This is a genomic window from Photorhabdus sp. P32 (genome assembly GCF_038085095.1).
GTDB lineage: Bacteria > Pseudomonadota > Gammaproteobacteria > Enterobacterales > Enterobacteriaceae > Photorhabdus > Photorhabdus luminescens.
The window spans coordinates 1-11,169 of sequence record NZ_JAZGJN010000178.1; the positions used below are offsets into that span (position 1 = coordinate 1).

Here is an 11,169-nt window from a genome sequence, read left to right on the forward strand (position 1 = left end):
ATATAATTACACGTAATGCAAAAATGTAAGAAACAATTTAACCCAACATAATAAAAATATAATTTTCACTCCCCAAAAATACCTTTAATATAAAAATAGAAAGATAAATTTTTATATTATCAACAAATAAATTATTAAAATTTTTTTATTCTTATATACACCTCCATTATTACCCCCTAACAATATCACCCGGAGTAAATATTTGTAACACATTGTTACTTATTTTAACTTAACATTTAGAACCATATCGAATATCCTGCACCGCACCAATAACAATAGATATATTATAAGATTAGATTAAGCCTGACAGATACGACTTAATTTTAACTCACAGAGGAAAGAGACCATTTCGGTAACAGGTTACCTTTTTATGAAAATGATACTTATTCTTATAACGGCAATATTAATATCAATTAGTTTATTACTCGCCGCGGTGTTCTTACGATTAGCAGTACTATAATTAACAGTACTATATAAAACTAAGTTAAATCACTTTCGATATTATACTAGCTGGTTTACAAATCGCTTTTCTGTTGAGAAAGCGACTTACAGGCACACAATTAACTAAAAAGTCATGATTATATCTGATGAATAACTCAACCCAGATAGGTAATATTTTGTACACAAATAGCACATAACCATATATAAATTAATAAAAAACCACAGAACAAACCAGCAAAATAATAACTTTTATTACAGAAAATATATTTATGAATCGCTAATAACTCTGGCTATGGTGGATTTATTTTGCTAACATCAGCTTGTTTTTTATTCAGAACAAACGAGGAAAAGCAATGCCCTCTCAAACGATGAGGACAACTGCCATCTTCGCTTTCTTTATCTCACTATTGTTTTCCGCTTTTAGTCACGCCTCAACCAGCACCGCTAAAAGCATAGAGTATTCTCACAATGACATGCAAAGCAGTTTGCCGGATTTGCGAAAATACCCTTCGGGCACCCTACGTAAGAAAGCGTTTTTAAATGTTGTTGTCCCTGTGATTGATAAACACAATCAACAAATTATGCAGGAACGGAAATGGCTATTGGAACACCAACATGCCAAGCATTGGTCCATACAGGATACCAAGCGCCTGCGCCAAATTTGCAAAAACTACAACGTGAGCTGTAGCAGCTCGCCTAAAAAAGTTAACTGGAACAAGCTACTAAATCGTGTTGATATCATCCCGACCCATTTTGTCGCCACTCAGGCCGCAACAGAATCTGGCTGGGGAACATCTAAACTTGCACAACAGAATAACAACTTGTTCGGTATGCGTTGCGGTAACAACTGTAAGAAAACCCAAGGTAAAATAAAGGGTTATTTCTCTTACCCAACCATCAATGATTCTGTCGAAGCCTATATGAAAAATATGAATACTCATAACGCTTATGAATCATTACGTGTTTCACGCGCCAAGCAGAGAAACCTTCAAGAATCACTAAATACCAGCAAATTGATTGATAATCTTGAAGGGTATTCACAATTGGGTTCAACTTACAACAACTACCTGCACAAAGTATTTAACAGCAATAAAGGGCTTATTACTCAGGCGCAAAAGTTAGCTAAAAACGACCATGACTAAGGGCTTAAGTAAACCATTATCATGAATATTTTGTGCTAAATACCAATATCATCCGTTACCATAGCCAACAATGGGACGGATGATTTCCTTATGTCCATCAGTTTGTTCTTTTCATTGATAGAATGTTTAGATTAGATACTATAATATCAATCAATATTAACCTATATCGAGACAAAATGATTGGCCAGAGTTTAATATGAATTTCTTTTCTTTTGAGTTTCTTGGTTCCTTTGTTGCCTTCTTTCTCTTGTATTGGATGCTACAAAAAAATGTGAAAACACAAAACTATTTGCTAATAATTGCAAGTTATCTGTTTGTCTTTTCCTTTAATCCACTTTTCGCCGGCATCCTATTTGGCTATACGCTATTTATTTATCTTTTAACAAACATAGCCAGTAAATTTCTATCCAATCGCATCACGTTTACGATCCTGACGATAGGTATTCTGGGGTGCTTCACTCTATTCAAATATTATTCCTTCTTTCAGGAAAGCCTCCAACAAGCATTTGCCGAATTTGGCTTATCCATAGATTTACCTGTACTGACCCTACTCGTCCCTTTGGGTTTATCTTTCTATGTATTTCATTCCGTCAGCTATGTCGTCGCTGTCGCAAAAAAAGAAATGCCCAAAGCATCATTTCCTAATGTCGCTTTATATCTATGCTTTTTTCCAAGTATTGTTGCCGGGCCAATCAACCGAGCTAAAGATTTCCTGCCTCAAATCGAGATTTCATCAAGAGTAATCCTTGAACCATCAAAAGCCATATTACTCATTGCACTAGCGATAACCAAGCTATTCTTATTCAGCTCTTACTTATCCGAAAATTATGTCAATCCGGTTTTTGATGATCCTGCCAGCTACAATGCGGGGCAAATTCTGGTTGGTATCTATGCCTATGCCTGGCATATCTATTTTAATTTCTCTGGTTATACCAACCTTGTTACCGGATTAGCGCTACTCCTTGGTTTCAGGGTACCTAAAAACTTCAATGCCCCTTATCTGGCTGAAAATTTACAAGCCTTCTGGCGCCGTTGGCATATCAGTTTATCCGAATTTATCCGTGATTATGTCTATATTCCTTTTGGCGGCAATAAAAAAGGATTTGTACGTAAAAATCTTAATTTATTTGTTGCTATGGTAATCTCTGGGTTATGGCATGGAGCCGGAATTAACTTCATGATCTGGGGAGCTATTCATGGACTGGGATTAATAATCCTCAATATTAAATATCAGTTATTTTCCTCAATTGACAAAAAAAATCAAAATATCCCCCAAAATCCAGTCATCCTATTTTTATCCAGAATTATCACTTTCCACTTTGTCTGTCTGGCATGGGTTTTCTTTCGTTGTCCTACTCTAGATGATGCACTAACACTATTAAATCAATTGATATCATCAGATTTATTTCACTCGATAATAGCCAACCGTGGGTTGTTACTGATGTTCTGGGGACTTTTTATTATTTATCCGTGGTTGATTAATCTAAAAATAGTGATTAAAAAAATCCATTCTCAGATTTCATGGATATACTACCCAATACCATTAGCGATTATTCTGACTTTGGTATTTATGCTTTCACCACAAGGAATACCAGGATTCATTTATGCCAATTTCTGAATTCAAATCTAACTTAAAAACAGCCGGACAAGTCACTTTTATCGTAATATTAACTAGCCTACTGTTAATCTGGCTAAATCATCGTTCACTGGATAGATTCTGGCAACAGGAATATCACCAACAAAGTTTTTGGGCAACTTTACAAGGTTATCCGCTCTGGGATTTCGGTGATAACCTGGAACAAGGCGCGCTCGCTGCCGGGGAAGCTTTTATGTCACATATTATCAGCAATAACCATCCGCAAACTCTTCAAGAAACTAATATCACACTACCCGCGGATTTTCAGATCGGACTAAGGCTTCTGAGCGGTTATCCCTCTTCTGTTACAAATCTGCCTGCAACTTTCCCTGAATTATTACAGCAATCTCCCCATTCGAATCCCGTCAATTCATCAATTCCCCATAATTCAAGGAATAATATTTCCCCCAGTATGGTTATCGCTAAAACCAACGTGACACTGACAGCCAAAGATAAAGTGCTGTTTGCTGGAGATTCTATGATGCAGGGTATTGCTCCCCATCTGAAACGTCGGCTCTATCAAGATTACAGTATTTCAAGTATTAATCTCAGCAAACAAAGTACTGGGCTTGCTTATCCCAGTTTTTTTAACTGGCCGGAAACTATCAATAAAACACTGGAAGCCAACCATGATATCAAGCTAATCGTTATTTTTTTAGGGCCAAATGATCCCTGGAATATGCCGCCAAAACATGGAAACATCTACTTGAAATTCGCCACTCCCGATTGGGAAAGCCTCTATCGCCAACGTATCGACGCGATCCTCACTGAAGCACGTAACCACGGTGCTGATATTATCTGGATTGGCCCTCCCAACATGCGGCAAAAAAAACTTTCCGCCAACATGGAATATCTGAGTTCCTTGTATCAATCGGAAGTAATGAAAGCTGGAGAAATTTACGTTTCGGTTAATGATATTTTTAAATATCATGCAAATGACTATTCCGATTATATTGGCGACAATAGTAACAAAATTAAACTCAGAAGCGGTGATGGTATACACTTTAGCTTGAAAGGCCAGCAAACTATCTCAGACAACATATTTTCATTGATTAAATTTATTCAGGAACCTGCCAAACAAAATGGAACCAAACAAAATGGAAATAGTTAAACAACTCCGTCGGCAATACCAATCTGTCGGCATTGGCTTGGTCATCATACTCTCTTTAAGTTTGATATCGTGCCATAAACAAACACCAGAGCCATTGCCAATACAACAGCCTGCAAAAAACCACCAGCTAATAGACTTTGGTGAACCGAATTTAGCCCTACTGGCAAATAAACTGCATAACAGTGGTCATAATCAACTGCATTTTGTTCAGATAGGAGATTCTCATACCGCCGCAGACCTTTTCACCGGCAAGCTTCGCTCTTTATTGCAACAACGTTTTGGCGATGCAGGGATTGGTTTTGTTAGCCCAATTAATGTGCCTGGTCAACGTAACGCAATAATCAGTATGACCGGAGATAAACGGCAATGGAAACTCACGACCAGCCGCAAAGATAATCGTCCTGATTTTCCTCTCGGCGGTGTAATTGCAGAACCCGATAGCCAAATAAGTCAATTAATTCTAAGACTGTTTACACCATCTCATAATCGCTATCAACTCAAGACATTATACCAAGCATCGGGTGATGCTCAGATTCTGGTTCAATCTGCAACCAAACGAATACTGAAATTACCGGCAACCCACGGTCACTGGCAATTTTCTACTGAAGAATCAGTTACATTCCCAGTTAATATTATGGCGATACAAAATAATCAATTAAAATTAGGTGGTTGGTTTATCAAACGTAAACAACCAGGTATTATGTTATCTGCCTTGGGTATTAATGGTGCAACCATTAATATGATGGATAAGTGGCAGCCAGAATGGATTGATACATTAGTTCAAATGCATCCTGATATGGTGATCCTCGCTTATGGCACAAATGAGGCATTTAATCATTCGCTGAATTTATCAAGCTATCGCCAGCAACTGGAAACCAAGATAAAGCAGATTCGTAATCAGTTACCACAAGCAGTTATCCTTATTATTGGGCCCGGTGATTCTTTGAAAAACAACCAAATTACAAGTTGTACAGCACAACAACCAACAATGTTGGATAATATTATCCATATTCAGCAAAAAGTCGCTCAAGATCAGCACACGCTATTCTGGAATTGGCGTGAATATATGGGGGGCAAATGCTCAATTAAGAGCTGGGCGCGACAAGATCTTGCTCGTCCTGATTATGTTCACCTTTCAGCCGCAGGTTATGAACGCAGCGCTAAAGCTTTATATCAACAATTAATAAATATTCTCGATCAATAAGCAACAAGAAAGCTTGGTTGGGAATAGTACTAAATACTTATTTTGTTTTTAGTGCATGAAAATTAAACTTACAATCTTAGATTTACAATATGTATAAACTCACAAAAAACCCATTTAATAAAGACAAATCATCTTTTTTGTTGTATTTAATACGTTGAAAAATAAGTTTATACCATGTGTAAAACATAGCGTTAAAAAGAGTATTTAAAATATGATTTTTCCAAAAAAGTATCCTCTCAGCTCTATAAAAAGGCTCATCTCCGGCTGGAAAGAATGCAGTTTCGAACGTTACCAACAAGCGTATTCTCTTTATGGTGGTGGAATATCTACTCATCCAGATATTGTACGCTTTTTAAATGAAAAATTTGGCAATAGCTTTATCTTTTACGTCAAAGAAAATCCACAAATAGAAAACGTTATCGAAGGGGCATACTTTACATGTAAAGATCATCATCTGGCAGCAAGTCATCAAAAGGACTACCACTTTTTCACCTATGATGAAATTATCTTTCCTATCGCTAAACACCTAAAAACCATCATCCCAGGGAAATCTAAAACCATATCGCTCCTGCACAAAGAAAACTTTATCAACGTTTTTTATGGTCGATTAAACAAGCGAACAGTCTGTCTTGCCAAAGAAAATTTTTCCTATAAAACAAAAAGAAATCGAAGTAATGAAATTAACAAATTTAAGCGCTCTGGTGGGGAAATACATCAAATTAACGATTTTACCTGCCAAGAGTTCATCGATATTTACACTACACTGTACGAAAAACGCTGGACATATAAAACGCATAATGAAGAAGAGAAAGAAAAATTAACTGAATTATATACCGAACTCAAACAACATCTGTACGGAAATGTATTAACTATCAATGGTGCTCCAGCAGCCTACGATTTAGTGATAAAAGCAGACAGTCCCCAATGGATTTCATTTGATGCAGTAGACGGCGGACTCGACCCTGAATATTCCAATCTCAGTGTTGGCAGTATTCTAATGTGGTTAAATATTCAGAATGCTTCAGATCTCTGCCAGCAGCAGCAAAAAATTATGCGTTATTCTATTGGTAGGCCTTCTCTCGCCTATAAAGATCGCTGGTGCAATCGCCATCCATTGGCGAGAACGCTATTTTAGCTTTATTAATCATCTGCATAGTTGGCTTATTGTCCGCCTTCTACAGAAGGCGGCATCATTTAACGCCGAGAAAAACACTTTAAATTTTAGTTATTAAGATGGCAGAAGAATTACATCACAGCAAAGAAAATCATCCCCACAACGGCGCCTGTTGTTCCAAGAATAGTTTCCATAATCGACCAAGTTTTCAGTGTCTGAGATTCTGTTGCACCAGTAAATTTACCAAATAACCAAAAACCTGAGTCATTGACATGGCTCAATACCAAAGAACCACCTGCAATACAGATTGAAAGGGCCGCAAGCTGGGCGCCAGAATATCCCAAAAGATCAACAACTGGCAAAATCAGACCAACAGTTGTCAAACAAGCAACGGTTGCAGAGCCTTGAATAATACGTACTGTACCTGCAAGGATGAAACACGCTAATGCAATAGGCAACCCTGCCCCAATCAACGCATTTCCCAAAGCAGGACCAACACCAGAATCCACTAATACTTGTTTGAATACGCCGCCAGCCCCCGTCACCAATAAAATAATGCCAGCCGGTTGAATAGCCGAAGAACAAATATCCATCACCTTTTCTTTACTCATCCCACGGCGAATCGCCAAACCATAAATAGCAATCAAACAAGCAACCAAAATCGCAGAAAATGGATGACCGATAAATTCAAGCCACTGATATAATTCAGAACCTTGTTCAACAAAATTCTCACCAATAGCCTTTAATCCAACCAAAGCCAAAGGGAATAGAACCAGTGACAAACTCAAACCAAAAGATGGCATCTTACCTTGACCAAGGCTTGGCTCATGTATATCGGTGGGTAAATCCAAAGTAACATACTTACTGATAAAACTACCAAAGATTGGACCCGCCAGTAACATCCCAGGAATCGCTGCACTGATACCGATCAAGATCATCCAGCCAAAGTCAGCATTCATCTGTGAAGCCAACAACATCGGTGCTGGACCAGGTAACAAAAACGCTGCGGCGGCTGCAACACCAGCAAATAGAGGAATAACCAGCTTCACTACATTACCGCCAGTACGACGCGCTACTGCAAACGCCACGCCAATCAATAAAACAATCGCTACATCAAAGAACAACGGCAAAGCACAAACCAGGCCAGCGATCCCCAATGAATAATGAGCATTCTTTTCACCAAAACTATTTAGTAATTTAACCGCAATCTGATCCAGTGCGCCTGTTTCATGCAAAACTTTACCAAACATCGCCCCCAGTGCGACAACAATAGCCAGAAAACCTAATGTTCCTCCCATTCCTTCTTGCATTGTTTCAGCAATTTTATCCAGCGGCATACCAGAAAAAACACCCGCTCCCATAGAAACCAGTATTAACGCGACAAAAGCGTGTATTCTGACTTTCATCACCAGAAACAATAGTAAGAGAACAGAACCCACCGCAGTCAGCACTAAGGTTAAAGTACTCATTATTTTTCCCCTGAAATGACACTATTAATTATTCTTATCGAGTGATTTATCACTTCATCAAGAGATGATCTAATGTCAACTAGATAAACATCCTGTTCATCACTCCCCGGCTCTTCTAATGCCTCAAACTGAGATACCAACATTTGAGGTTTAAAAAAATGATCTTTACGTGCCTTCAATCGACTTTCAATTAAATCAAAGTCGCCTTTCATATAAAGAAATGATAGATTCTTATTATTATCACGCAGTATATCCCGGTAATGCTTTTTTAAAGCAGAACAAACAATCAGGGAAACCGGGTTTGTGCGTTGCATAGCAAAAATTGCATGGTTCAGTGATTTCAACCAAGGCTCACGATCTTCATCATTCAGTGCGTAGCCTTTAGCCATCTTATTAATGTTAGATCTTGGGTGTAAAAAATCACCATCTAAAAAAGCAGAATCCAATTTATAGGCCGCAGCACTGGCAACAGCAGATTTACCACTACCGGATACCCCCATAAGCACAAAAACATGATTCGAATGCTGGGTATCGCTCATATAAACTCCTTAACGTAGATATTTTATCTACAAAATGTTACCGGTAACTGTTATCGGTAACATTATCAGAAGTAGAGATGAAATTAGCAACAACACGGAATATTCAAGAAATATAAATGTGATATTTATCACAAATGAACTCAAAAAAATGCAAATCCAACAGACCGATTAGATACTCTCTCCCAAAGATAACTGAAAACCGATATCAATCATTTTTTGCGGTAAATGTTCGCCCCTCAGCCGAGCCATTAATAATTCAGCAGCCCTCCGCCCCATTAAGTCACGAGACGTCAATACACTGGCAAGTTTTGGTGTCATCGCCTGACCAACATCATGGCCATGAAAGCCAGCTATTGCAATATCATGTGGTACAGCTATCCCTTGACGTTGGCACTCAAAAATTGCTCCGATAGCCAAGTCATCGTTAGTGCAGAATAGACCATCAACATCAGGATATTTTGCCCGGGCTTCATTCAGTAACTGCCCTCCTAATGTGTAAGAAGAGCTATCTGGCGTCATGACCTTACCCATTGGTAACCCCGCACCTTTCATTGCAGCTTCATAACCCTCCAGACGAATAATTGTCCTTTCATCTTGCCTTGCGCCAAGATAAATCACCCGCTGGCAACCACGTTCAATCATTGCCATTGTCATCTGCCGAGCCGCTTCAAAGTTGTCAATGCCGACTGCCGTATCAAAACAAGGAGAAATACAATCCATCAGCTCAACAACAGGGATACCAGCCGTTTCCAACATCTTCAAAGTTCGTGGAGTATGAGTTCGTTCTGAAAGAATCAAACCATCAATATTATAGGACAATAAAGAAATCAAACGCTCTTCTTCCTTTTCTGAGCGATAGCCATAGTGAGCTAACATAGTTTGATAACCATGATGATCCGTCACATATTCGATACCACGGATAACTTCCGCAAAAACCTGGTTAGTTAAAGAAGGCAATAAAATACCAATAGCATGACTAGTGGAATTTGAAAGAATATCCGGCACTTTATTTGGAATATAACCCAACTCATCTAAAGCATCCGCTATTTTCTTTCGCAATTGCTCAGAAACTTGCTCAGGATTACGCAAGAAACGACTTACTGTCATTTTAGTGACACCAACACGATCAGCAACATCTTGCAAAATAGGACGTTTTTTCTTCATATTTCAATGCAATATAGAATTAGTAAAGTTAGGATAATAAACGCAGTGTTATGACATATTTATACACTGTAAGGATACATTTTTTTAAACTTAGTCTGGTTGTGAAACTGTAACCCCAATTTATTCAATGTACCGTAAAATTTCATCCTTTAGAGCGGAAATATAAGACATGGTTTTTGTTAACCAAAAGGATTTATTACCAAATGATTGAGAAGCAATGCGCCACCACAATCAGCAAGAACCAAACCATAACAATGACTAAGATGCCAAACCTATCAAAATCAGAGGCACAGACATTAAGTCAGCTTAGGAGAAATGTCCAGACGAAATTAATCATTCGATACTAGCTCAAGGTCGATATGAATTACATTGTTAGCTTAAGTACAAGTCGGTATGCAATGCAATTAGGACAGAACTCTCGTTAACCTATACCAATTAAGAAAAAGCTACGTTATAAAGTGCTCAAAACCAATATTGAAAATAACCTGTTTATCAACGCGCAAATAGGACATAAAAAGATTTATCACTTCACCGATTCGTTCTGAAACTCTCCTCTCGACTAGATTTTAAAAATCTATTGGGAACATTGAAAAGTTGAACTCAGCTACGGGGAGATAAAACATAGGCAATAAAATCATGCGCATACACTTAATCATCAAAGTGTTGAAGGCATTCTAAAAGTGACGAACCAACCCCATTCCCTATAATTTGGTTCATTTAGCGATAATATTTACGGCACTAGCTCATGGTGTAAATTCTAGTCCCATTAAATGCACTACGGTTTATTGAAGCAAAGTTTTTTTACAATGTATGAGATAAAATCCCAAAGAAATCTCAACGATTCCGGGAAGAATAGCAACTTATATCATGTAAGAAGTATGGAAAAAACTTTGCCCAAGGCAAATTCTAATCAGAAGGAAACAACAATGTACCGTTAAATACAAAGCTGCCTGCAATTACGCAGGCAGCACGACAAATTTATATACTTTTTCAGTTGACGAACGACTTTCCTGCCGTTTGCCTTTCGGGCCGTCGCGACTCGCGACGTTCAACTCCGTTCCCGACGGAGTTGTCCTACTTACTGCTTTTTTGCCTTGTGCTGCTTTCAACGCCACACAATGCTAAATTAAAGCCTGGCAGTTCCCTACTCTCACATGGGGAGACCCCACACTACCATCGGCGCTACGGCGTTTCACTGCTGAGTTCGGCATGGGGTCAGGTGGGACCGCCGCGCTATCGCCGCCAGGCATATTCGGTTTTACTCCGGCCGTTGCGTCTCTTCCGCAACCACCGCATCAATCTCTGAACAAGCGAAAAATCTCTCTCTTCTGTCTTCCGACAGCCGTTTT

At 38.6% G+C, this 11,169-nt stretch carries 8 protein-coding genes and 1 rRNA gene; 5 read left to right on the forward strand and 4 right to left on the reverse strand.

Translation table 11 applies throughout. The features are described 5' to 3' along the window. Positions 1 to 794: 794 nt before the first annotated feature. From V2H77_RS01985 to V2H77_RS02005, 5 genes are all read left to right on the forward strand, one after another. The gene (locus tag V2H77_RS01985) at positions 795 to 1,583 is read left to right on the forward strand and encodes a protein bax (RefSeq protein WP_341497454.1); all 789 of its coding nucleotides are present in this window, start codon (positions 795 to 797) and stop codon (positions 1,581 to 1,583) included. Positions 1,584 to 1,779: 196 nt separating this feature from the next. Next, positions 1,780 to 3,201, forward strand: coding sequence for an MBOAT family O-acyltransferase (locus tag V2H77_RS01990; protein ID WP_341497455.1), 1,422 nt, complete (start codon positions 1,780 to 1,782; stop codon positions 3,199 to 3,201). Further along, entirely contained in the window at positions 3,188 to 4,330 is a 1,143-nt protein-coding gene (locus V2H77_RS01995; RefSeq protein WP_341497456.1) for an SGNH/GDSL hydrolase family protein, read from the forward strand. Before V2H77_RS01990 ends, V2H77_RS01995 begins: the two co-directional genes overlap by 14 nt. Further along, on the forward strand, positions 4,317 to 5,534 hold the full coding sequence (locus V2H77_RS02000) for an SGNH/GDSL hydrolase family protein (protein WP_341497457.1): 1,218 nt from the start codon (positions 4,317 to 4,319) through the stop codon (positions 5,532 to 5,534). The genes V2H77_RS01995 and V2H77_RS02000 overlap by 14 nt, the downstream gene beginning before the upstream one ends. 211 nt (positions 5,535 to 5,745) lie before the next feature. Beyond that, a complete protein-coding gene (locus V2H77_RS02005) occupies positions 5,746 to 6,669 on the forward strand; it encodes a GNAT family N-acetyltransferase (protein WP_341497458.1) in 924 nt (307 codons plus the stop codon). Between the two features lie 110 nt (positions 6,670 to 6,779). Here V2H77_RS02005 and gntU read toward each other — a convergent pair whose 3' ends face one another. From gntU to rrf, 4 genes are all read right to left on the reverse strand, one after another. Further along, positions 6,780 to 8,117 carry a gluconate transporter gene (gene gntU / locus V2H77_RS02010; protein WP_341497459.1) on the reverse strand — a complete coding sequence of 446 codons (1,338 nt, stop codon included), beginning with the start codon at positions 8,115 to 8,117 and terminating at the stop codon, positions 6,780 to 6,782. Next, the gene (gene gntK, locus V2H77_RS02015; RefSeq protein ID WP_341497460.1) at positions 8,117 to 8,656 is read right to left on the reverse strand and encodes a gluconokinase; all 540 of its coding nucleotides are present in this window, start codon (positions 8,654 to 8,656) and stop codon (positions 8,117 to 8,119) included. Before gntK ends, gntU begins: the two co-directional genes overlap by 1 nt. A gap of 168 nt (positions 8,657 to 8,824) precedes the next feature. Further along, positions 8,825 to 9,820, reverse strand: a complete 996-nt coding sequence (gntR, locus tag V2H77_RS02020; protein ID WP_341497461.1) for a gluconate operon transcriptional repressor GntR — start codon at positions 9,818 to 9,820, stop codon at positions 8,825 to 8,827. A 1,131-nt stretch (positions 9,821 to 10,951) separates the two neighbouring features. After that, positions 10,952 to 11,067, reverse strand: a 5S ribosomal RNA gene (gene rrf / locus V2H77_RS02025). Positions 11,068 to 11,169: the final 102 nt, after the last annotated feature.